We start from the raw sequence: 22768 nt of genomic DNA on the forward strand, positions 1-22768 counted from the left end.
ATGTTTCTAATTTTACAAAAAAAAGAAAATGATAAAATCTGCAACACTTGGTCTTTTATTCTGCCTGATGAACCTGTTTTGGATAAAAGCAGAGCAATTATATGTTAACCCCCGGACCGGCAATGACATCAATTCCGGAACAAAGATCCAGCCGTTAAAGAACCTTTCGGAGGCGGCTAGACGCGTCAACCTAAACAAAGAGAAGGGAGAGACAACGATCATCCTTTCAGAAGGTATTCATATTTTAACTCAAACCGTACTATTTAACAACGATAAGTACAGTTTTACCAATCGTCTTGTCATTCGCGCCGAAATTATGCCGGATGATGCAGACTGGGCACCCAATAAAATGCCGGTCGTAATAACAGCTGCACCCCTTGAGCCCGGCATAGGAGGAGAAGAAGCTAAAGGTATACAACCCGAGGTTAGCCACGTCACCATTGAAGGCCTGCGGTTTACAGGCAGTCCCGATTATACTTATCTCGACAGTAATAATTTACGTCGCTCCTACCCCATATGGCGTGACGGAAAAAACCTGGATGACCTTCTGGTAACCCAATGTCTGTTTGCCGGAAATGTGGATGTATTGCCATTACATGTTGGTGTCATAGCAAATGGCTATGGTCTGGTTATCGATCATTGTGTTTTTTTCAACTGTAAAATTCCTGTTGTCTTCTGGAAAAATGATGGAAAGAAAGGCAGCCGCAGTGTCATGAGACATTCTTTGGTCTATGGCGGCTATTTCTGCGGAGTGTGGACCACACAGGGTACTAATGGAGATGATTTCGATTTTCATCATAACATCATAGCCAATACCAGTACCATATGGATAAGGGAAAAAGGAAGTACACGAAAGTATAAGGCTTCTGACTGCATTTTTGTCAATTATAATAAGCTGGCAGGCTATGGAAGCGGTCCGTTAAGTGACAGTGATGCCACCTCAACAGATTTTCTGGAAATGAAAAACGTACAAACCACAGGAAATGTTATCATTGAAAAAGATCAGAGTAAACGCAATTACCTGCAATTGGCAGAAGGTTCGGAAGGTTCAAAATTAAATGCGGGACTTTTTAAAAAATGAGCTCTGTAAATACAGATCATAAACCTATGGCTATTAAATAATATGAAAAATATAAGAATAATTTTGTTGCTTTTTCTTTTTGCCGTAGAAAGTATATACAGCCAAAGAATAAATTTAGACAAACACCACCTTATACCCAATAACGTTTATATGGAAATCAATAATTTGAAGGGTAAAAATATTGTTAGGGTCATAAAAGACTCTACTGTGAAACAAGCTGACGAACCTACGTTTGTACGGGTAAAGAACACTAATTTTAAAAATGGCATTATAGAGATAGAAGTTCTAAGCAGGCTTCTCCCCACGGCTTCTCCTACGGACCGTGGATTTATCGGATTGGCATTCAGAATCAACGACACGAATTCCAGATTTGAATCCATTTATATACGTCCGGCGAATGGCAGAGCTGAAGATCAGGTAAGACGCAATCACTCCATTCAATACTTCTCTTTTCCAGATTATAAATATGAGCGTCTAAGAAAAGAGAATCCCGAGAAGTATGAGTCATATGCCGATATGGGTTTGAATGAATGGATAAAGATGAAAATTGAAGTAGAAGGCAGCCAGGCAAGACTTTTTTTAAACAAAGACAAACATCCTTCGCTTATTGTGAATGATCTCAAGCAAGGAGCAGATGGATCTGGAGCTGTAGGTTTATTTGTTGATGTAGGCACAGATGGCTATTTCCGCAATCTGAAAATTACCTCATCAAATTGATACAAAAGATGAAAAGGCTTTGTAAGCGTAATCAACATCAGTGCTCTTATCCGAATCAAATTGGCTAGGGCGGTAAGTCAATTGATAACGAAAGGTTCACTAAAACTGTATCATCGAACTATGAAATCCCACTTCTACTCCGAATTCCTGTCCAAATGTCCAAGCCATCTCAGTGGTGAATACATGTCCCCGATACAGAGCTTTAAGATCTCTGCATTGTTTTTTTCAAAGTTCTCACTGTTGCTGAGGATAATGACGGCTGTTCCATTTTCAGGAAATGCCACAGCATAATTCTGGTTAGCTTCACCGTGCCCGGTATGGAAGAAAGCTCTTCCAAAAGGCGAATCGAAGAGCCCTATTCCTAATCCCCACGCAAGATGAATCGCATCATTCTCAGTGGTGATACTATCTTTCAAAGGGCCGAATCCCCTCCTGCTCTTTACCATGATCTGTGGCTTCAGCATCTCAAGATAAGCTTTACGGGATAAGCCTTTCTTTTTCATCAGGTTGATCGTAAAATTCGCATAATCATTTGCAGTGGTAGACATTGAACCAGCTGCCCTGCTGCTTTCCCTTCTTTCCGAACCGTATTTCTTCCCATCTTTGAAATAAGCATTGGAGAAATTGTCTTCAAACCTATTTTCCCAAATCATGCTTGTATGTCGCATCTGCAATGGTCCGAAAACTTCTTCCCTTGCAATATCTTCAAGTTTCCTTCCCGTATATTCCTCTATCATAAATCCCAACAGGTTAATCCCTTCATTGGAGTAATAGAACTTTTCGCCCGGCTTAGCGATAAGGTTAACTTTATTGCCGTACAAATGCCGGAGAACCGGAAGCCCGGAACTATGGCTCAAGAGCATTCTGGGGGTGATCAGATTGAAGGATTCAGATTCTTCTGCCAGGTCTTTCCATTTTGCATAGTCTCCTATCGGCTTTTTCAGATATTTGTAAACAGGCTGGTCGAGGCTGAATATTCCTTTATCTACCAGGCGCATAAAGATATAAGCAGCAACAGGCTTGGTTAGTGAGGCTGCGTACATTACTGTACTGTCATTAAGCTTCTTACTGTTTTCAATATCCTTATAGCCGAAGCTTGATAAATAGATCACTTTATTATGGTTGATAATAGCTATCTGCAAACCGGCAATCTTAGCACTATCGACCAATCGCGACAACCGTTGTTGCAGAACATGAGAATCGATTGTTTTTCCGTTAAGGTGTCTAATCTTGATATTTTTTTGAGCAATTAAAGGTAATATCCAGATTAAGAATAAAAGAGTGAAGAATTTTTTCATGAGGAAAAGATTTATCACAAATTTAGCAGCAAATCACGGTAATTTATTACGACTCTTTCACGACAGGTTAACGTCATTTGGCTCTGGAAGAGACTTTCAGGGAGTTCATTTCAAAAACAGATAGGTAAAAGGATAGAAGCTGTCTTTTTTGTTGATGCTCCTGAAAATATTTATTATACACATGACGAGTGTATAAAGATAGATGATCAGTACCAACGGAAATCCAACGTAAAATACAAAGATCATTAATAAAACCGCCGGTATAAAAAGTAGGGACATTGTGATCTGAAAATTAATGACTGATTTCCCTTCAAGGTCGTAAGCCTGGGATTCATCTTTTTTAAAAAACCAGAGAAGGCCGGGAAGAATAATGTTAAAAACAGGAAAAAAGAGCCCGATGAGGGCTAACATATGAAAACCCGGTTTTATTTTATCTCCGTTTTTGATTTCCGGAGATTCTGATAACGGTTTATTTATCGTGAGTTTTTCAGTGCCCACTTCAAGTGCGTCCGCAAGCATCTTTAGTGTCGAGGGATGTGCTTCCACTTTTCCGCTTTCGATGCGCTGTATCGTTCTTATACTCACCCCTGAAACGTCTGCAAGCTGCTGCTGGCTTAGTCCTTTTTTACGTCTGTAATCTGCTAATTTCGAATTCATGGTTTCACAAAAATATGTAAAAATATTGCTTATGAAAACAGCTAATCCAGTGCTAGTATAACTTATAACTTATGACTGCCGTTATAAGACCACTACATAAATGCTGACCAGGGAAGATTTTGGCATCGGGTTGTTGTAATGAGAAGTTTTTTCTCAATGATTGCGTATTATTTTATCTTACCAAATCCTGCATTCCGTAATAACTGATTGCTTTTTCTTTAAGCGGATTGGTACTCCATTCTTCCCATTCACCTGTGTATGGATTATATCCGCATTTTAAAGGTTTTGAAGTATCTAAACCTTCAGAATTAGTATGGGTTCTTTCTGTATAAGCTCTGCAATCTGTACAGATGTACCGAAATTCACAATCTTTGCAAACCTCTATGCTGTCTTTGGTCAGGTTCCAGTATTTTTTGAAGTCAGGATGGGATAATGCTTCGTCTAAGGCAGTATCTTTAATATTCCCAAAACTTTGAGGCATGGAAGGACAGTTCCTAATGTTCCCTTCGGAATCTATGGAAATTTTTTTGTGGAGACAGGAGTTGTGGCTGTTGGATAAAGTATAGGTTTCGAGATTAGAATTAAAATATTTTGAAGAAATCAATCCGCAGCTTTTTTTATTTATAATTTTATCTTCAACATAAATAATCATTCTGTTCAAATATTTATCATGTTTAGTTTCATTACATCCAAAATAAATCAATCTATAAATTTTATCATTTGAATTAATAATATTCTTATTGATTAATCTGTTTTCTAATTTCATTTTATAAGGTAAAATTATTTCAATACCTTTTAAAGTTGTTGCAGATAGATTATTCAAGAAATTAAAAAACAGATTTAAATCAATTGCATCATAACATCTGATTTGTAATTGTTTTACTCTGTTTGTATCAATAAATTCTGCAATTTGAACTGAATTTTCAAGAAAAAAAGATTCTTTGTCTAAATCAATTATCATACTGGAAATCGATTCAGCAACCTTATAATTTAAATTTAAAGGAAGTAGTTCTTTTATGATCTGGGTATCTATAAACCCGATTTCATTTACCAATAAAAAATTTAAATAATCTTTTAAATGTTTTTCATTTTCCTTTCCATAGCTTTCATAAATTTCTTCAATGGAAAAATTTGGAAACTCTTCAGTAAGTAAAATATAGAGGGAATTTGGAATCAGGTAGTAATTATTTCTTTGCACATCACAAATTATACTTCTTGTATGCCCATAATTTACCAAGCAACAAGCAAATCTATTAAAATAAGTCATTTTATATTATCGTCTAAAGGATAGGAGTTTAATTTGGAAACATATTCCAAATATTCTTTTCTAAAATTAATTTCTACACAAGAGGTTAGAAATCAAATAATAATATTATTTTCACAATTAACTGATAATTTTAGATATAACTATTCTAGAGCCTTCAACAACATAACCTCTTGTTTGATATAAATCTGAATTGGAATACATCATTGCGGGAATATCACCCAATTTTTTATCTGATAATTCTTTTTGTATATTCCAGTAAGGAAGAGGAAGTTTTTTATTTTTAAACTTCGTTGTTATTTTCTTCATAATTTTTTAATATATATAATGCCATTTGTTCTTCCAAATGATAATTACATGGTTGGGAAACCATTCCAAACTGCCCTACAGGATTTATTTCAAGAAAATAGTACTCTTCATCTTTTGAAACGATCATATCTATCGAGCAAGTTTTCAGATTTAATTCTTTAACTAATTCTTTTAAACTTGATTCTATCTTTACCGGTAGTTTATAGGGCACATTTCTGTTACTTTTTTTAAAATTATAATTTCTAAAATCCACCTTGGTTTTATGATCATTTTGAGAAAATATAGCCATAGAATAAAAAACATCGTCTATATAGAATATTCTAAGTTCAAATTTTTTATCTATTTTACTTTGAAGTTTGGTAGGAAAAATATAGCCCTCTTTTTTAATTTCACTTACTTCGCTTGTATACATCATATAATGAGAATCATCATCAAAAAGCGTTACAGCATCGCTTATGGGCTTTGTAATCAGATTTTTATCTGTTGCTAATTGGTTAATAATTTCTATTTTGTTAGTTATATAGGTGTCTGGAATTTTCAGACCATGTTTTTCAGCAAGCTTAAGAGTTTTCAGTTTATTTAAACTTTCACTGTATTTATTGATCCAGACTGAATTGTCTAAAAACGATTCTAAAAACCTGTATATTGTTCCTAATTCTGATAACAAATGATTTTCCAGAGTTTTGTTATTATGAAAATCATTAAAAATTTTAGGTTCAATATTTAAAAAATCTTGATCAAAAGTGCGTCTAAACCAAATAGTATGTACAATTTGATTATTTATTTTTTGATTGTTAAAATTAAATTCGGAATTGGAGACGTCAATATAAAAGTCTTTATTTAGTAAATCATCACCATTTATTCTAAGTATTACTTCATTGTCTTTTTTATGGTGATGCAACCAGTTTAAAACATCATCCGTTGTATTCTCACCGTAATTTTTACTAAAAATAATTATCATAATGTCAATCTTAAAATTAGGCTATTTGCAATAAATACAAATAGCCTATTTTAGTTTCTATCCTGGATTTATATCTGTTTGAACAGTGTCAGTAACATAATATGTTCCATTATAGGTATTGCCTGGCCCATAAGTATAAGGGTCAAAACCTGTTACCGGATCTAATGGACCTCCACCTTTTACTTTTTGCATTTTAAATTTTTTAAGCTTTAAGCTTTCTAACTTCTTTTTCATAAAATAATTTTAAAAATTTAATATTAGTTTTTGTCATACAAAACCCTGACATGGGTTGATGCTGATCAGCATTTTATTTTTTTTGTACTGTACACATACAAAAGACACTTTCCGGTGTCATATTTTCAAATGTATCAAACATAATTCACACAAAAAAGCAAAAATTATAGCTTTTTATAGCCCTTTATTTTGTGTTAAAAAAAATATTGTATACTTTCGTTTCACCCAATTTTTCACAAAACCATGAACAAGAAACTAATTGCCGTACGAAAAGCAAGAAAAATTACGCAGGCAGATATTGCAACTTACCTTAAAATAAGCCAGACCCAGTATCAGAAAAGAGAAACAGGAAAAATTAAAATTTCGGATCAGGAATGGAAAGATATTGCCAGGCTGCTGGATGTTTCTGTAGAAGAAATTTTTGAAGAATATCCTAATCAATATCTTGTATTACAAAAGAAAATAGAAATCTTAAAACTGGAACTAAAAGCACTAAGTTTGGGGAAGAATATTTAGATCTTTTACATAGATTTTTTTAAAGCCATTAGTGACTGAATTTAACTCAATATGAGATTATTATAGATACAAAAATTTTGACACCTTATAAATCAATCAGTTACAATGTGTCTTTTTTGTTCTTATGTGAAAATTCGGTTAAGAGAAATTTATATAATTTTATTTTCTAATTCTAAAAAATATGAATAGTCCTGTTTTATCAAAAGAATTTTCAAATTCAAAGGATTTGCTGGATACACTCTACCAAAACGGCATTACAAAAACCTATCACGAAGGTGACATCATTCTCGATGAAAATGCATCTATCCGTTCTATTCCTATTGTGATGAAAGGGATGATAAAAGTAATCCGTACCGAAGAAGATGGCCGCGAGATCTTGTTGTATTACATAAAGGCAGGCGAAAGCTGCATCATGTCTTTTCTGGGCGGCATGCACAAAGAGAAAAGCATCGTAAAAGCCGAAGTGGAAGAAGATGCCGAAATTCTTTTTTTACCTGTGGATAAAGTTTCTCTCTTCATAAAGCAATATCCTGAATGGCTCGACTATATTTTCAGACTGTACCACAAACGTTTTGAAGAGCTTCTCGATATCATTAATGCCATTGCGTTCAAAAAAGTAGATGAAAGACTGCTTAATTTGCTGTATAAAAAATCGTCAAACCTGGGTTCAAAAACCATTATCATTACTCACGAACAATTGGCAAACGAACTGGGAACGGCAAGAGTGGTGGTTTCAAGGCTTCTGAAGCAGCTTGAAGATGCAGGTAAATTGAAGCTTGGACGTAATAAAATAACTCTTTCAGAAAACTAATAATCCTTATGTAACAAAAGTAACTGTACGGGTTATCGAAGATTTCCAATTTTGCATCATAAATAAAGCAAATGGAAATTTTTGGTTATCTCGCTTCAGTTTTAATTGGTATTTCTTTAGGATTAATTGGCGGCGGTGGAAGCATTCTTACTGTTCCGGTATTGGTCTACCTTTTTGGTTTGGATGCTTTTTTGGCAACAGAATATTCTCTTTTCATTGTCGGAATCAGCAGTGTTGTTGGTTCGCTCTCTTACTTTAAAAAAGGCCTGGTTAATCTGAAAACAGTTTTCGTTTTTGGAATTCCTTCCATTATTTCAATCTTTCTTACCCGAAATTATCTGGTACCGCTTATTCCTGATGAAGTTTTTAACATCAGTAATTTGATAGTGACCAAAAATATTTTTTTACTTCTCATTTTTGCAGGATTAATGATTTTTGCATCGTACAAAATGATTCAGAAAACACCTGAATTACCATTGCAAGCTACTGATGGCAATATAAATAAGACGCTTTTGGCAGCGGGTGAAGGTTCTGTCGTTGGAATTCTTACCGGACTTGTGGGAGCTGGTGGTGGTTTTATGATTATCCCCGCACTCGTTAATTTACTGAAAATACCTATGAAAATGGCTATTGGAACTTCTTTGGTTATTATTTCACTCAATTCTTTAATAGGTTTTTTCTCATCCATCCCAAATACTGAAATCGACTGGAAGTTATTGTCCACTATTTCTTCTATTGCCATTGTTGGGATTATTATTGGTTCTCAACTCGCCAAAAAGATTGATGGGAAAAAGCTGAAACCTGCTTTTGGCTGGTTTATTTTGATGATGGGAATTTACATTATCGTGAAAGAGCTTTTTATCTAAAAAAGCCTTATGTAACAAAAGTGGCAGTACCGAAATATCAAAACTCAGAACTTTGTAACACTAAAAAATAAAAAATATCACAATGAATATAGAACAAATGTATACAGGATGTCTTGCCCAGGGAGCTTACTACATTGTTTCAAACGGAGAAGCTGCAATCATTGATCCGTTAAGAGAAACTCAGCCTTATACTGAAAGATTAGAAAAAGACGGGGTTGTTTTAAAATATATTTTTGAAACCCATTTTCATGCAGACTTTGTGAGCGGTCACGTCGATTTAAGTAAAAAGACAAAAGCACCTATTGTTTACGGACCAACTGCAAAACCGGAATTCAAATCGATTATTGCAGAAGACAATCAGGTTTTTGAAGTGGGAAATGTCAAAATAAAAGTTCTTCACACGCCCGGTCACACGATGGAAAGTACATCTTTTTTATTAACAGATGAAAAGGGAAAAGATGTTGCTTTATTCAGTGGGGACACTTTGTTTTTAGGCGACGTGGGGAGACCGGATTTGGCACAGAAAGCAGCAAATCTTACGCAGGAAGAATTGGCAGCTTTGCTTTACGACAGTTTGTACGAAAAAATCCTGCCTTTAGACGATGATATTATTGTATATCCGGCCCATGGGTCAGGTTCTGCCTGCGGAAAAAATATGCAGAAAGAAACAGTGGACAGCTTAGGAAACCAGAAGGAAACAAACTATGCACTTAACCAAAAAGACAAGGAAAGTTTCATAAAAGCAGTTACTGATGGACTTCTTCCCCCACCTGCATATTTTGGAATGAATGTAGCGATGAATAAGAAAGGCTACGAAAGTTTTGATGAAGTTTTGTCTAAAGGCCTTCACGCCTTGTCGCCTGACGAATTTGAAGAAACAGCAGATCACAGCGGAGCATTATTATTAGATGTCAGAAACAATAATGATTTTGCAAGAGGCTTTATTCCGCAATCTGTAAATATTGGTTTAAACGGAGATTTTGCCCCCTGGGTTGGAGCTTTAATAACAGATGTACAGCAACCGATTCTCTTGATTACTGATGAAAACGAAGAGGAAGAAGCTGTTACTAGATTGAGCCGTGTAGGTTTTGATCATGTCATTGGTTTCCTAAAAGGAGGCTTTAATGCTTGGAAAAACAGTGGTAAAGAAATCGATACAGTGAACAGGATTTCAGTGCAGCAATTTGAGAAAGAAATTTACGGAAAAGAGGTGAAAATTATCGATGTGAGAAAAGAATCTGAATACAGTGCAGAACACATAAATGATGCTTTCAGTAAACCTTTAGCTTATATTAATGAGTGGATCAACACGTTGGATTCTGAAGAACATTTCTACTTACATTGTGCGGGCGGCTACAGAAGTATGATGGCTGCCAGTATTTTGCAGGCAAGAGGATACAGAAATTTTAGCGAAATTGCAGGTGGTTTCAGTGAAATTGCAAAAACAGGAGTTCCGAAAAGCAATTTTGTCTGTCAGAGTAAAGTTTTAAATTAAAAATATAATTAATGTTAGAATTGATAAAAGAACCATGGCCTTGGTACATTGCGGGTCCCCTTATTGGTCTTACCGTTCCGGTTTTATTGATTTTAGGGAATAAGTCTTTCGGAATCAGCTCGTCTTTAAGGCATATTTGTGCAGCATGTATTCCTGCAGATATTAGTTTTTTTAAATATGATTGGAAGAAAGAATGGTGGAATCTGTTTTTCGTTTTCGGAATTTTCCTTGGCGGAATCATCGCTTCGCATTTTCTAATCAACACTGGGGAGATTTCAGTAAATCCTAAATTGAAAACCGAATTAGCAACATACGGAATTACGGACTTCAGCAATCTCATTCCTGTTCAGCTGATGAATTTCGCAAGTCTATTGACCTGGAGAGGTTTTATTACAATGGTAGTTGGAGGTTTTCTGGTAGGTTTCGGAACCCGTTACGCAGGAGGCTGTACAAGTGGTCATGCCATTATGGGACTTTCAAATCTGCAATGGCCCTCATTGGTGGCAACAGTATGTTTTATGGCAGGCGGTTTTTTAATGGCCAATGTTATTCTGCCCATTATTCTTTCACTTTAATAATTAAAAAAAATGATAAAAGAAACAGAAGATATACGTCACCAAGACGCAATTTGCATCAACGAAAGCGAACTGAAGCACAAATGGTATCACAACATCAAATACCTCATCGTAGGGATTCTTTTCGGGATTGTATTTGTAAAAGCGGAAGTTATCAGTTGGTTCAGGATTCAGGAGATGTTCCGTTTGCAGTCGTTCCATATGTATGGCGTAATCGGAAGTGCTGTTCTCACAGGAATCATTTCCGTTTGGCTCATCAAAAAATTTAAGATTAAAACCATTCATGGTGAACCCATCAAAATTGCTCCAAAGAAGTTTAATAAAGGGCAAATCTATGGTGGATTAATTTTTGGATTCGGCTGGGCGATTACAGGAGCTTGTCCCGGACCTCTTTTTGCTCAGATCGGAACCGGAGCTTTGGCGGTTATTGTCACTTTAGCAAGTGCCATTTTAGGAACCTGGGTATATGGATATTTTAGGGATAAATTACCTCACTAAAATTTAAGAAGAATAAAGACTGTAGTTTTGTATTACAGTCTTTATTTTTTATTTGATCATATCTTTACGCTACAGAAACTCCAAAGAGATGCCCAATTAAAGCCGTAATTCCCATCGCAACAGTTCCCCAAAAGCAAATCCTCAATACAGCAATTCCCATTTTAGAACCGCCTGTTCTTGCTGAAATCGCTCCCAAAATCATTAAAAATATAATTGAAAATCCATACTGAAAATATACCATCTGTTTAATGGGTGCCAACAGCGAAACTGCAAAAGGAAGCAAAGCACCCAAACCAAAAGAAGCAAAAGAAGCCATCGCTGCCTGCAAGGGTTTTGCCTGTGTAATTTCATTGATGCCCAGCTCATCATGAGCGTGAGCCGCCAAAGCATCGTGCGCTGTAAGTTCTGTAGCAACCTGCATAGCAGTTTCTTTGCTCACCCCTCTCCTTTCGTAGATTTTTGCCAGCTCCTGCAATTCTATCTCAGGAATTTCTTCAAGTTCACGCTGTTCCCTGGCTAGATCTGCTTTTTCCGTATCTTCCTGAGAACTCACAGAAACATATTCTCCTGCAGCCATCGACATTGCACCGGCAATCATTCCGGCTAAAGCAGCAAGAATTATCGTATTTCTATCCGGAGAAGCAGCAGCTACTCCAATCACAATGCTTGTGGTTGATAACAACCCGTCATTCGCACCTAAAACTGCAGCACGAAGCCATCCTACCCTATTGACGTAATGTTTTTCTAATTGATGATGCATACGCTGTTCGTTTTAAAAAACATGACTTGCCAAACAATATTCAACAAGTCAAGTATTAAAATTTATTTGAATCTTAAATTTAAGCAAATAATATCAGAAGTCATCGCCGTCAGATATATCAATGTTTTTTAGCTTCTCAGTTTCTTTTTTTGAAACATATTTGGTTTCGCCTGATTAATATTTGTTGGATAGCCGATCCGAAAGAAAATCCTGAAGAAAAAATTTCAAGTGATCATACTTATGAATTACCTATTCTTTTTTGGGCTTCAGATCTTCAAATTGCTTATCAGCAGGAAGAATGTGCTGTACCTTTTCAATCACCAGCTCTTTCGTTAAATTAATTTCGGTCTTTTGCCTGATATCCAGCGAGGAGGCTCCTACCAAAATTTTATATGTTCCGGGTTCGGCGACCCATGCTGATTTTGCTGTTTCAAATGAAGCTAAATCTTTCTTGTGTAAAGTTAAAGTGACCGTCTGTGTTTCACCGGGATTCAGTTCTTTTGTTTTTGCATAAGCTTTTAATTCAGACTTTGGTTTGTCGATTGTCTTTCCGGGTGCAGAAAGATACAATTCAACGATCTCTTTTCCTGATGCTTTCCCAGTATTTTTAATATCAACACTTACTTCCAAAAGATCATTGAAAGTCTTTGAATTTGTTCTGATATTTGAATACTCAAAATCAGTATATGATTTTCCGTAACCGAATTCAAATGAGGGTTTTATCCCAAACGTATTGAAATAACGGTATCCAACATACACACCTTCCTGATAGGTCACATCTGTAGGATTATCCGCCGGTTCTCCCGGAAAATTCTTTGCGGATGCATGATCCGTATACTTTACAGGGAAGGTCATCGTCAATTTTCCGGAAGGATTTATCTTTCCTGAAATCACATCCGCAACAGAATGGCCTCCTTCCTGTCCCGGCTGCCAGGCCAGTAATATGGCATCCGCCTTGTCTTTCCACGAAGCTGTTTCAATGACACCGCCAATATTCAGTATTACGACTATCTTTTTTCCTTTTGCATGGAAGGCTTTGGAAATTTTATCAAGCATTTCTATTTCCTCCGCTGCCAGATTAAAGTCATTGTCTACTACCCTATCACCACCTTCACCGGAGTTTCTTCCCAGTGTTACAAAAGCAATTTCAGAAGTTTCTGCCTTTTTAGCGATAAAAGCATCATCCATCTTCATTTCAGGAAGTCTCTCCGGCAATGCTAAAATTCCCCTGGCTTTTCTTCTTTCTTTTTCTGCTGCTGCCTCTTTTTCAGCATGCGGCTTATACAATTCTACCAGCTCCTTGTCCAATTTGTAACCTGCAGCATTCAGACCTTCCAAAAGTGAAACCGTATGTTTGTTATTCACACTTCCACTTCCGGTACCTCCTGTAATCCATGCATAAGACGTCACCCCGAACAAAGAAACTTCTTTCTGCTTGTCTGCAAAAGGTAAAGCTCCATTTTCATTTTTAAGCAAAACCATTCCTTCTGCCGCCGCATTTCTGGTTACTGTAGCGTGAGCATTAAGATCGGGACTGTCACTGTACTTATAATGCGCAAATGTTGGCGTTCTGAAAACATATTCCAAAATTCTTTTCACGTTGAGATCAGCTACTTCCTGAGATAGTTTCCCTGAGTTCAATGCTTCAAGCAACACTTTTTTCTGTGCCGGAATCCCTGGCATCAAAAGGTCGTTTCCTGCATTCATCTGTTTGACAACATCAGAAATTCCGCCTGTTCTGATCGATTCAAATCCGGGGAAACCACCGAACCAGTCGGTCATTACAATTCCTTTAAAACCCCATTCGTTTCTTAAAACCTGGGTCAGTAAATCTCTGGAATCTGAAGTATATACACCATTCACTTTGTTATAGGATGACATTACCGTCCACGGCTGGGATTCTTTTACAGTGATTTCAAAATTCCTAAGATATAATTCTCTCAGAGCTCTTTCGGATACATGGGCATTGATTGTCAAACGGTTTGTTTCCTCATTATTGGCAGCAAAATGTTTAATTGAAGTTCCTACTCCCTGGGACTGAATCCCGTTGACAATTGCAGCAGCCGTTTTCCCTGAAATTAAAGGATCTTCCGAATAATACTCAAAATTTCTTCCGTTCAACGGATTTCTCTGGATGTTCAAGGCAGGCGCCAGCAAAACATCTACTCCGTATTCTTTCACTTCATTTCCCATGGCTTTTCCCACTTCTTCGAGCAGAGTTTTGTTCCAGGTCGATGCCAAAGCCGTTCCTACGGGAAAAGCCGTCGCATAATACGTTTTTGAATCATTTTCCCTAGTTGGTGCAATTCTTAAACCCGCAGGCCCATCCGCAACCACCGTCGCAGGAATTCCGAATCTGTCAAAATTGGCTGTTCCTCCAGCTGCTCCGGGAACCAACCCTTGTTTTGAATCACCGACAGGTCCGGTCAGAACTTCAATTCCTGGCATTCCTGTTCCAATCAGAAGGTTTACTTTTTCTTCGTTGGTCATTTGTCTGATGATCGCATCAATTCTTTTATCAACAGAAAGTCCGGTATCTTCCCAGATATCGAGTTTACCATTTTCATTAAGGTCTTTGAATGTCTTTCCGCCAACGGCAACCGTCGGATTATTTTGAGCCTTTGCTAAAGGTGAAGCTGCTAACAAAGCCAGGAACAATCCTGCAAACTTTGCTTTTTTCGAAAGTATCAGCAAAGTAGTTTCGTTCTTGTTCATACTATATTACGTTTCGTTATTGTTAAGAATTTCTGAAATTACGGCAGAAAGCGGTACGGACCAGTTACTGCCGTAAAAGAAAGTATATTATTGAATTTTTCAGTTTGATTAAGTATTACAAAAATTTATGGAATCTCAACCAATCCAAATAAACATCCGACCACTTATCGACAGGAAGATTCTGTTTTCCCATACCGAAACCGTGGCCTCCTTTTTCGTAAATATGAAGTTCGGTTGGTTGTCCTGCTTCCAGCCATTTGTTGTACAGTAAGACAGATTTCGGAGCGAGTTTCAGTTGGTCATCACTTGCAGCGCAAATAAATAAAGGAAGAGACGATTTTGGAATTTCTGTATCTAAAATTTCCTGACTTGGCCCTCCATAAATGGAAGCTGCGAAATTTGGTAAAGTGGCAGCATCTTTACTATGAAAAACGCTTTCCAGGATTACACTTGCTCCTGCAGAAAAACCAATTACACCCAACTTTTCAGGATTGATATTTAATTCTTTGGCGTGGGTTCTGATATAGGTAATCGCTGTTTTAATATCGTCTCCCGCCATTACTTTGATAGGTGCTGTTTTCGCATCAAAGGCTTTCCTGTCTTTGATATTTTCCATCATTTCCTTTGCAGGATCATTGGATTTTGTTTCCAGCAATCTGTATTTTAAAACAACCGCTGTGATTCCGTTTTCTGCGAGTTTTTTTGCCATATCAATTCCTTCACGTTTGATGGATAAGCTTTGAAAGCCACCTCCCGGAGCGATAACGATTACTGTTCCGTTCGCTTTAGATTGATCAGCTTCAAAAACTAAAATCGAAGGTTGAGTAACGTTGAAAACCACTTCTGTTTTGAACAGCTCGTTGAATTGCTGTGCTTCTTTCTGTGTCCAGTTTTCTGTTCCGGGCGCTTTTCCTTCGTATAATGAAATTGATTTTTGAGCATATGCATTGTACATCCCTGCTATAAATAATGCTATGAATATTTTTTTCATTTTTCAATTTATTTGAATAATTGTGGAAGAAAGTCATTAAGGTATGTTCTCCAGTTGCTCCAGGTGTGACCGCCTTCGGATTCTACGTATTGATATTTGAAGTTCATTTTATCGAGTTTCTTACGATATTCTTCTACATTTTTGTAGAGAAAATCAGTCTTTCCGATGGCAATCCAGTAGAGTTTGTAGGAATTGGTCTGCTGGGTTTTCAGTTTTTGGTCCAAATTCTGATAAACCGGACTTTTCTTTTCATCGGGCGGAAGAATCGCCGGAGAAAAAAGCCCGATATAATCAAACGTTTTCGGCTGATTGGCAGAAATATACAGAGAATGAAAGCCACCCATTGAAAGCCCGGCAACAGCGCGGTTCTCAGCATTGGCTTTTACTCTGTAACTGGACTCTGTAAAATCCATAATTTCTTTGAAGTAGGTTTCCATATCGCCACTGAAAATATCAGGTGTTCTCATATCGATTTTATAAAAACCTTTGGAAGACTCTCCCGGCGCCGCTGAATTACTGGTGTGTCCGTTCGGCATTACAACAATCATCGGTTTTGCTTTTCCCTGTGCAATCAGATTATCCAGAATCTGTGAGGCTCTTCCTAAAGTCATCCACGCTTCTTCGTCGCCCCCCATTCCGTGTAAGAGGTACAAAACAGGAAATTTCTCTTTGGAATTTTCATATCCCGGCGGAGTGTAAACCGTTAATCTTCTGTCTTCTTTCAATCCTTTTGATTGGTACCATCTTTTGGAAACTGTTCCGTGCGGGACATTCTGAACTTTGTAATTTTCGGATGGTTTTCCGTCAATCAACATCATACTCATCACTGATGAAACGTCACGAACCTGATAGGAATTGTTCGGGTCGTTGGCTTTTACACCATCAACAATAAACGAATAGGTGTAAATATCGGGATAGAAATCATTTTTTGTGAATGACCAAACACCGTCTTTGTCTTTCTGCAAATCAACAGAACCCGGCTCCATTCCTTTTGACGGAAACCAGTTTCCCTGCAGTTTTACGCTGTTCGCATTGGGAGCGAGCAGACGAAAGGTAACATTCTGACCGTTGATTTCGGGAGAAATTAAGTTTTTCTTTCCGCTGAAATCGAGGTTTTCCTGGGCAAACATCAATGAACCAAGCATTAATGAATAGATTGTGAATTTGATTTTCATATTGAATTGTTTTACCACAAAAGGCACAAAAGTTTTTTGATTTTAACACATTAATCACTTTAGATTTAGCTTTTGTGGCTTTTTTGGTTAAAAAGTTAAACAGTTTTTAATTCAAAAATAAAATTCTGAGCCCGTAAAAACAGACTCAGAATCCTTTCAATTACTTTTTATATTTCTCTGTTCTTGCATCTTTAATCACGCCGGACCAGTTCATTCCGTACCCAAAATCATAATTGTGCCCTTCAGAGTCTTTGTGCGTTTCCATATCGTAAGGAACATCTTCTTTTTGCTTTTCAACAGTCGCCATATTGGCAGGCATCTGAAGGGGAAGCAATCCCGAAGGCTCATATTTTCCGGTTACGATATCCACAACTGCCTGATTGGAGACATTGAAGTTCATCAAAATTGCATCGGCATGCTTTTCAAATTCGTTGAAAACCATCGGTTTTGAAGCCGTTACAGAAACAATGACAGGTTTTCCGTTCATCGCTTTGTAGGTGTTTTCAATTGTCAGTAAATCTGTAAAATTGGTAGCCGTTGAAGTTTTATTTTTGAATGTTCTGTCATGTACATTCGGAGCTACAACCGGATCGCCTGCTGCAATACTTTTCTCACGGGCTTCGGTTGCCGTATACGTTTTGTATTGAAGGGAAATCGGAAGGTAACCGTTTCCGCCTTCTGCTGCATCAATATCACTATAGCCGCCTTCTTCACTGTGCGGACTTTTCACAAAGACCAAAGCGAAATCGGCTTTTGCAGGGTCTTCAGTCACGTTATAATGCTTTTTGATTTTTTCGATGTCAACAGGATAATCCAGAGAGGGCGCCGTGTAAATTCCCCACCAGTTAAACGTTGCCGGAGAATACCTCTTCGGGATATAAACCGTTTTTCTTTCTTTGATGGGAAGAATATTGGCTCTATTTTTCAACATCACAATGGATTTTACCTGAGCTTCGTAGCCCGCCTTCATAAATTCAGGATTACCAACAATCTTTTTGGTTTCTTCAACGTTGACATAAGGATTCTCAAACAATCCCGTTCTGAAGAAATTTCTCAGCAAACGAACGGCAGATTGCTCAAATTTTGCACGATATGCTTTCTCACCGTGCTCTTTTACACCCATCTGATAGGCTTCCAAAACAGGTCCTTTATCATTATTTCCTCCGAACTGGTCAACACCGGCTTCCAAGACTTTATAATGACGTTCAGCGATAGATAATTTCTCAGCGCCCCAGGGTTTTCCGGCAAATCCGCCCGGAGTTTTGGGCTCGTCAGCTGTAATCAGCCAGTCGGTGCATACTACACCGTCGTATTTATATTTTCCGCGAAGCAAATCTGTGATCAGGTATTTGCTGTAACCGTTTCCAACGTTTTCGCCATTTTTGGTGTCCTGATTAAAACTAATCGTGTAATAAGGCATCACTGCAGAAGCTTCTTTTGTTCCACCATTTAATTTGAAAGCACCTTCGGTAAAAGGCTTTACGTGATTCCGGAAGTTATTTCCGGGATAAACCGCAAATTTCCCCATAGCCCAGTGCCCATCGCGGCCGCCTTCTTCAGGGCCGCCTCCCGGCCAGTGCTTCACCATTGCATTCACACTTTTGTTACCCCAGCCGTTTTTACTTCCGATGGTCGTCTGGAAACCGTCAATATAACCTCTTCCTAAATCTGCTGTCAACTCCGGACTTTCAGAGAAAACATAAGCGATTCTGTACCAACGCGGTTCTGTCCCCAGGTCGATCTGAGGCGATAAAGCAGTTGAGATTCCCAATGCTCTGTACTCCTGAGCAGCAATGTTTCCGAATCTTTTAACCAGTTCAGGGTCGAAAGTTGCTCCCATTGCCAATCCGTCCGGCCAAAGTGAAATCTGCCCGCCCGCGCCTTCATTAAATTCCGCGGTTACCGTTGCAGAATGCCTAGGATCTGTACTGTTGTTGGCTGGAATTCCCAATCCTAAACCTTCGATATAAGCCTGGATATTGTTACTCCATTGGGCTGCAATTTCAGGTGATTCAACGGTTGTTACCAAAACGTGGCGAAGGTTGTCTTCCTTCAGGAATTTCTTTTGCTGGTCTGTTAAATCAGAAGCTTTTGCTCCGCTTTCTTTATACAGCTTTCCGTTGTATTTTCCTGCCCGGAAACCGTCTGCCGGAGCGGGAACAGATTGATGGCCGCTGTACAGCATCAAACCTGCAATCTGTTCAACGGTCATTTTCGAAGCCAAATCTTTCGCTCTTTCATCTACCGGAAGTCTCCAGTCTTCGTATTTGTCAAGTTTTCCGTTCTTGTTTAAATCTTTGAATTTATTTCCTCCAACCGTCAGAATTTTGACTCCTGAATTGGCGGAATATCCTAAAACAGGACCTTTGGGATTCTGAACTATCTGAATATCCTGTGCAAATGCTGTTACTCCTAAAAATAATGTAGCCACATTTAAAACTGTTCTTTTCATTGTTTACATTTTAGAAATTGAAGTTTACCGATAATTGACCTGTCAATGGCATAATGTACGTTCCTGTCAATAGTTTTCCGTAGTATGGACTTGCGTCTGTAATCAACTCAGCACCATTGATGGTTCCGCTTGCTCCTCTTTGATTCAGAAAGTTGATCACCGTTGCACCAATGTTGATATTTTTGTTGACCGTATAACTTACGCCACCGAAAGTTTCCCATCTTGGAGCGAAGTATAGGGCATTCGTAAGGTTCGCATATTGTTTCGAAAAATATCTGAAACTCGCCCAGAACCTCCATTTGTCGATAGAATAGCTTGGATCGATTTCCATCAATACTTTAGCAACACCCAACACGTTGTTGTCATTGTAATCATAGTCTTTTCCGAAAGCATTGAAATTAAATTTTTTGTACACCGGATTTTGTAAAGTAATCAGATAATGAAGGTTAAATCCTTTGAATGGTTTTAAAACAAAATCCGTAGTCCAGCCCAGAGTCTGAATATCATAATAAACAGTCGTGGTTTGTGCTTCTGAACTATTGGCAGGATTTACCAGGTTATATCTGTTAAGATTATTATTTTTCTTCAGATACGTAGCTTGGGAAATCAGCTGGAGCCAGTCTGTATTCCAGAATACTCCGATTGCTCCCAAGGGGCTTTTAATTTTATTGGTATTGGGTTCAAAAGCCTGGGAGTAACTTTCCAATCTTCTGTTTTCTTCTGTATATAAGAAGTTGGCTAAAACTCCGAAGTTTTTGGTAACGTTGTAAGTTGCATTCAAACTTCCTGCAATCTGGAAGAAACTTTGGCTGATGTGATTAAACTGACCAGGATTCGTAAAGCTAAAACCGATAGTTCTCGGAGTCAGAGAGTATTCTCCGTCAATGATGTGATTTCTTAAATGCAAACCATAGCTCAAATTAAAATTGTCGGTAACTTTCCATTCGTCTGTACCATACATTGAAAGTTTATTTTCTGTTCCACTGTGGTACTCTCCGCCTGCATTGTAGTTGTAGAAGCCGTCAGCATCGGTATTGGGACCAATCAGCCGCTGAGGCTGCGGTTCAACAGTCTGGAAGAAGAAAGAACGGTTGGATGTGAATTGGTTCACGTGGTAATATTGTTCCAATATTCCGAATGTCACATTATGATTTCCAAGCTGTTTATTCAAAGAAAAACGCCCGGCAATATTCGTAATGGGAGTTTCGGGTGTATGCATTCCCAAAATAGTTCCTACCGGCCCGGAATAGGCCTGCCCGGTGGAAGCCAAAGTATATCCTGCTGAAGGATCCGCATTGAAAATACTTAAAGGAATCATATTGGACATTTTCGCTTTTGAAAAATGCGCTCTTGTCGAGAATTTGAAATTCCATCCGTTGTTCAAAAGATAATTACCAAAAACATCTATATTATGAGAAGTTGACCTGTTATCTTCGTCATTCATTGATGCCCAGTAATAGTTTCCTGTAAGAATATCTTTCATTTTCATCTGTCCGTCCCTTACCACATAGGAATCTCTACCGATTTTGAAATTGTCAAGCTCGGTTACTTTACCTTCTGCTCCGTATTGAAAAACGGCATAATTGGTTATGCTGTAAGAATCTGCATATTTGTATAAAACTGAAATTTTACCCTTATCATTATTGAAGTATTTGGTAACCCCTGCTCTGAAAATCTTTGTTTCATCAGCATTTCTTGCAAAACCCAATTTATATGTACTTGGATCATAATTGGCAAAAGCTCCTGCGGTATAGGTCCAGCCGTTTTTGGAAATCGGTCCGGAAGCATTGACGTCGCCCTGCAGCCAACCGAAAGTACTTGTTGTAAGTTTTCCTTTTAATTTAAAATCCTTGGTTCCTGTTTGAGCATAAGAATTCACCGCAAAACCCAGGTCACCCATTGTATTGGCTAACTGGTCCATTTTTAAGAGTCCGGTTCTTTCCAGTCCAACACTTTGCCTCCATGTTTTATTAGGCAGTTCAGGCCAGAAAAAATAAACAACCGGAAGGTCATTTTCAAGGATCGTGATCCCTCCAACGGTAGAAGGAAGACCTATATTGACATCGCGGGGGCTGGTATTGTTGGCTGCATTGAGCATCACATTCCTGTTATTATCCTCTTTGGAAGAAGTTATTGCTTTTTTCTTAAGGCTTAGGCTGTCGGTCTGCTGGCCAAATGCTACCCCACAAGAAAACATCAGCAACAATGTAGAAATTCGGAGTTTTGAGTTTTTCATAATTAGCAGTTAATCTTTTTTTTGTTTGGATTGTGTAATAAAATATTGAATTTCAATAAGGTAACTGGTCATGACATACAATAAAAAACAACAGATATTATCTATTGAGCTTTTGATATATCTTAACAATTTTTAGTTGCTTCATAATGAAGCGACTCAATATTACATTCTTTTTCTGATACAGCCAAATGAATGTTAAAAAAAAATTAACAAACAATTATTCAATTGATTTACAGTAAATTACAATAAGGTTATTTACAATTTTATTACAAAAAGAACTTCTATTGATACAGAATCTTAAACTATATGTTACCAAAAAGTAAAGCCTGAAAGCCCAGATTCTTGCTCCTTCCTTAATATCATCTTAACTTTGCCCGACACGAACAATTAAAATAGATATGAATCCCCATACACAGATTTTACAAAAATCAACTGAAGCCTATCAGCTCTATCTTCCCCATATTTCTATCGATACTGTGATCTTTGGATTCAGTGAAAACGAGCTCAAGGTCCTGGCTATTAAAATGAAATTTAACAAGCAATGGTTTCTACCGGGCGGCTATCTTAAAAAAGAAGAACATATTGATGATGCAGCAGTAAGAATTTTACAAGAGCGTGCCGGTGTAACCGATATATTCCTGGAAGAGTTTTCCGTTTTTGGAAGGAATGGCCGGAGCGAGGAAGTTTTTAGCGATTATGATGAGAGTTTGTGGCATAAGCAAAGGTTTATTTCTATCGGCTATTATGCACTTGTGAATTATCATGATGTTTCTCCAAAAGCTGATGAGCTGAGCGACGAATTTGAGTGGCTTGATGTTAATAATCTTGATCATTACCTCATCACAATGGATCATAAACAAATAATCTTAAAAGCTTTATTAACACTCAGGGAACGAATAACTTACAAACCCATCGGATATAACCTGCTGCCGGAAAAATTTACAATGACAGAATTGCAGCGATTATATGAAACGATACTGGGCAGGAGTCTGAACAGAGGTAATTTCTACAGAAAAATAAAAAACCTGGGAATTCTAACCAAGTTGGATGAACAACGAAAAGGAGGCGCTCATAAGGCACAAGATGTTTATTCCTTTAATAAGGAAAAATACGAAAAGGCTCTTCAAAATGGAGTAAACAGTTGGTAATTGGTTTTT

The 22768-nt window shown here is 37.7% G+C and carries 21 protein-coding genes; 9 read left to right on the forward strand and 12 right to left on the reverse strand.

All coding sequences use genetic code 11. The annotated features are described in order from the left end of the window. The first annotated feature begins 28 nt into the window (after positions 1–28). Complete coding sequence (locus BUB03_RS02360) at positions 29–1081, forward strand: hypothetical protein (protein ID WP_139258747.1); 1053 nt, start codon at positions 29–31, stop codon at positions 1079–1081. 150 nt (positions 1082–1231) lie between these two features. Beyond that, on the forward strand, positions 1232–1798 hold the full coding sequence (locus BUB03_RS02365; RefSeq protein ID WP_394363661.1) for a 3-keto-alpha-glucoside-1,2-lyase-like domain-containing protein: 567 nt from the start codon (positions 1232–1234) through the stop codon (positions 1796–1798). A gap of 134 nt (positions 1799–1932) precedes the next feature. Here BUB03_RS02365 and BUB03_RS02370 read toward each other — a convergent pair whose 3' ends face one another. From BUB03_RS02370 to BUB03_RS21750, 6 genes are all read right to left on the reverse strand, one after another. Continuing rightward, positions 1933–3096, reverse strand: coding sequence for a serine hydrolase domain-containing protein (locus BUB03_RS02370; protein ID WP_073059994.1), 1164 nt, complete (start codon positions 3094–3096; stop codon positions 1933–1935). 105 nt (positions 3097–3201) lie between these two features. Further along, positions 3202–3753: a helix-turn-helix domain-containing protein gene (locus BUB03_RS02375; RefSeq protein WP_073059996.1), complete on the reverse strand. Its 552-nt coding sequence runs from the start codon at positions 3751–3753 to the stop codon at positions 3202–3204. 172 nt (positions 3754–3925) lie between these two features. Continuing rightward, positions 3926–5020, reverse strand: a complete 1095-nt coding sequence (gene gwsS / locus BUB03_RS02380; protein WP_040994247.1) for a grasp-with-spasm system SPASM domain peptide maturase — start codon at positions 5018–5020, stop codon at positions 3926–3928. A 117-nt stretch (positions 5021–5137) separates the two neighbouring features. Next, on the reverse strand, positions 5138–5326 hold the full coding sequence (locus tag BUB03_RS02385; protein ID WP_073059998.1) for a hypothetical protein: 189 nt from the start codon (positions 5324–5326) through the stop codon (positions 5138–5140). Beyond that, on the reverse strand, positions 5301–6287 hold the full coding sequence (gene gwsG, locus BUB03_RS02390; RefSeq protein WP_073060000.1) for a grasp-with-spasm system ATP-grasp peptide maturase: 987 nt from the start codon (positions 6285–6287) through the stop codon (positions 5301–5303). Before gwsG ends, BUB03_RS02385 begins: the two co-directional genes overlap by 26 nt. A 57-nt stretch (positions 6288–6344) precedes the next feature. Beyond that, positions 6345–6521: a hypothetical protein gene (locus BUB03_RS21750; protein ID WP_175547472.1), complete on the reverse strand. Its 177-nt coding sequence runs from the start codon at positions 6519–6521 to the stop codon at positions 6345–6347. 243 nt (positions 6522–6764) lie between these two features. Here BUB03_RS21750 and BUB03_RS02395 point away from each other — a divergent pair, with 243 nt between their 5' ends. From BUB03_RS02395 to BUB03_RS02420, 6 genes are all read left to right on the forward strand, one after another. Next, positions 6765–7037 carry a helix-turn-helix transcriptional regulator gene (locus tag BUB03_RS02395; protein ID WP_073060003.1) on the forward strand — a complete coding sequence of 91 codons (273 nt, stop codon included), beginning with the start codon at positions 6765–6767 and terminating at the stop codon, positions 7035–7037. Positions 7038–7218: 181 nt separating this feature from the next. Further along, complete coding sequence (locus tag BUB03_RS02400) at positions 7219–7848, forward strand: Crp/Fnr family transcriptional regulator (RefSeq protein WP_073060005.1); 630 nt, start codon at positions 7219–7221, stop codon at positions 7846–7848. Positions 7849–7919: 71 nt separating this feature from the next. Next, positions 7920–8714 (forward strand): sulfite exporter TauE/SafE family protein, encoded by a 795-nt coding sequence (locus tag BUB03_RS02405; RefSeq protein ID WP_073060007.1) that lies wholly within the window; start codon positions 7920–7922, stop codon positions 8712–8714. Between the two features lie 82 nt (positions 8715–8796). After that, the gene (locus tag BUB03_RS02410) at positions 8797–10209 is read left to right on the forward strand and encodes an MBL fold metallo-hydrolase (protein ID WP_073060016.1); all 1413 of its coding nucleotides are present in this window, start codon (positions 8797–8799) and stop codon (positions 10207–10209) included. Between the two features lie 11 nt (positions 10210–10220). Beyond that, positions 10221–10784 carry a YeeE/YedE family protein gene (locus BUB03_RS02415; protein WP_073060018.1) on the forward strand — a complete coding sequence of 188 codons (564 nt, stop codon included), beginning with the start codon at positions 10221–10223 and terminating at the stop codon, positions 10782–10784. A 12-nt stretch (positions 10785–10796) separates the two neighbouring features. Next, positions 10797–11282 carry a DUF6691 family protein gene (locus BUB03_RS02420; protein WP_073060020.1) on the forward strand — a complete coding sequence of 162 codons (486 nt, stop codon included), beginning with the start codon at positions 10797–10799 and terminating at the stop codon, positions 11280–11282. Positions 11283–11346: 64 nt separating this feature from the next. Here the strand turns inward: BUB03_RS02420 and BUB03_RS02425 are convergent, their stop codons facing one another. The 6 genes from BUB03_RS02425 to BUB03_RS02450 form a co-directional block, all read right to left on the reverse strand. Further along, positions 11347–12042 carry a VIT1/CCC1 transporter family protein gene (locus BUB03_RS02425; protein WP_040994231.1) on the reverse strand — a complete coding sequence of 232 codons (696 nt, stop codon included), beginning with the start codon at positions 12040–12042 and terminating at the stop codon, positions 11347–11349. A 249-nt stretch (positions 12043–12291) separates the two neighbouring features. Then, positions 12292–14757 carry a glycoside hydrolase family 3 N-terminal domain-containing protein gene (locus BUB03_RS02430; protein ID WP_083538856.1) on the reverse strand — a complete coding sequence of 822 codons (2466 nt, stop codon included), beginning with the start codon at positions 14755–14757 and terminating at the stop codon, positions 12292–12294. Positions 14758–14872: 115 nt separating this feature from the next. Beyond that, positions 14873–15748 carry an alpha/beta hydrolase gene (locus BUB03_RS02435; protein WP_073060022.1) on the reverse strand — a complete coding sequence of 292 codons (876 nt, stop codon included), beginning with the start codon at positions 15746–15748 and terminating at the stop codon, positions 14873–14875. An 8-nt stretch (positions 15749–15756) separates the two neighbouring features. After that, positions 15757–16923 (reverse strand): esterase, encoded by a 1167-nt coding sequence (locus tag BUB03_RS02440; RefSeq protein WP_073060024.1) that lies wholly within the window; start codon positions 16921–16923, stop codon positions 15757–15759. Between the two features lie 160 nt (positions 16924–17083). Then, entirely contained in the window at positions 17084–19375 is a 2292-nt protein-coding gene (locus tag BUB03_RS02445; RefSeq protein WP_073060026.1) for a glycoside hydrolase family 3 protein, read from the reverse strand. Between the two features lie 10 nt (positions 19376–19385). Further along, positions 19386–21611 (reverse strand): TonB-dependent receptor, encoded by a 2226-nt coding sequence (locus tag BUB03_RS02450; protein WP_073060028.1) that lies wholly within the window; start codon positions 21609–21611, stop codon positions 19386–19388. 398 nt (positions 21612–22009) lie between these two features. On the opposite strand from BUB03_RS02450, the gene BUB03_RS02455 reads away from it, so the two are divergent. Then, positions 22010–22759, forward strand: a complete 750-nt coding sequence (locus BUB03_RS02455) for an NUDIX hydrolase (protein ID WP_040994221.1) — start codon at positions 22010–22012, stop codon at positions 22757–22759. Positions 22760–22768: the final 9 nt, after the last annotated feature.

It is taken from the genome of Chryseobacterium oranimense (assembly GCF_900129755.1).
GTDB classification, from domain to species: Bacteria; Bacteroidota; Bacteroidia; order Flavobacteriales; family Weeksellaceae; genus Chryseobacterium; species Chryseobacterium oranimense.

Coding starts and splice junctions, on each gene's coding strand:
- gwsS (WP_040994247.1), bottom strand. CDS start 5,020: ATGACTTATTTTAATAGATTTGCTTGTTGCTTGGTAAATTATGGGCAT.
- BUB03_RS02435 (WP_073060022.1), bottom strand. CDS start 15,748: ATGAAAAAAATATTCATAGCATTATTTATAGCAGGGATGTACAATGCA.
- BUB03_RS02370 (WP_073059994.1), bottom strand. CDS start 3,096: ATGAAAAAATTCTTCACTCTTTTATTCTTAATCTGGATATTACCTTTA.
- BUB03_RS02455 (WP_040994221.1), top strand. CDS start 22,010: ATGAATCCCCATACACAGATTTTACAAAAATCAACTGAAGCCTATCAG.
- BUB03_RS02395 (WP_073060003.1), top strand. CDS start 6,765: ATGAACAAGAAACTAATTGCCGTACGAAAAGCAAGAAAAATTACGCAG.
- BUB03_RS02385 (WP_073059998.1), bottom strand. CDS start 5,326: ATGAAGAAAATAACAACGAAGTTTAAAAATAAAAAACTTCCTCTTCCT.
- BUB03_RS02440 (WP_073060024.1), bottom strand. CDS start 16,923: ATGAAAATCAAATTCACAATCTATTCATTAATGCTTGGTTCATTGATG.
- BUB03_RS02415 (WP_073060018.1), top strand. CDS start 10,221: ATGTTAGAATTGATAAAAGAACCATGGCCTTGGTACATTGCGGGTCCC.
- BUB03_RS02360 (WP_139258747.1), top strand. CDS start 29: ATGATAAAATCTGCAACACTTGGTCTTTTATTCTGCCTGATGAACCTG.
- BUB03_RS02375 (WP_073059996.1), bottom strand. CDS start 3,753: ATGAATTCGAAATTAGCAGATTACAGACGTAAAAAAGGACTAAGCCAG.
- BUB03_RS02410 (WP_073060016.1), top strand. CDS start 8,797: ATGAATATAGAACAAATGTATACAGGATGTCTTGCCCAGGGAGCTTAC.
- BUB03_RS21750 (WP_175547472.1), bottom strand. CDS start 6,521: ATGAAAAAGAAGTTAGAAAGCTTAAAGCTTAAAAAATTTAAAATGCAA.
- BUB03_RS02405 (WP_073060007.1), top strand. CDS start 7,920: ATGGAAATTTTTGGTTATCTCGCTTCAGTTTTAATTGGTATTTCTTTA.
- BUB03_RS02430 (WP_083538856.1), bottom strand. CDS start 14,757: ATGAACAAGAACGAAACTACTTTGCTGATACTTTCGAAAAAAGCAAAG.
- BUB03_RS02420 (WP_073060020.1), top strand. CDS start 10,797: ATGATAAAAGAAACAGAAGATATACGTCACCAAGACGCAATTTGCATC.
- BUB03_RS02365 (WP_394363661.1), top strand. CDS start 1,232: ATGGAAATCAATAATTTGAAGGGTAAAAATATTGTTAGGGTCATAAAA.
- gwsG (WP_073060000.1), bottom strand. CDS start 6,287: ATGATAATTATTTTTAGTAAAAATTACGGTGAGAATACAACGGATGAT.
- BUB03_RS02450 (WP_073060028.1), bottom strand. CDS start 21,611: ATGAAAAACTCAAAACTCCGAATTTCTACATTGTTGCTGATGTTTTCT.
- BUB03_RS02425 (WP_040994231.1), bottom strand. CDS start 12,042: ATGCATCATCAATTAGAAAAACATTACGTCAATAGGGTAGGATGGCTT.
- BUB03_RS02400 (WP_073060005.1), top strand. CDS start 7,219: ATGAATAGTCCTGTTTTATCAAAAGAATTTTCAAATTCAAAGGATTTG.
- BUB03_RS02445 (WP_073060026.1), bottom strand. CDS start 19,375: ATGAAAAGAACAGTTTTAAATGTGGCTACATTATTTTTAGGAGTAACA.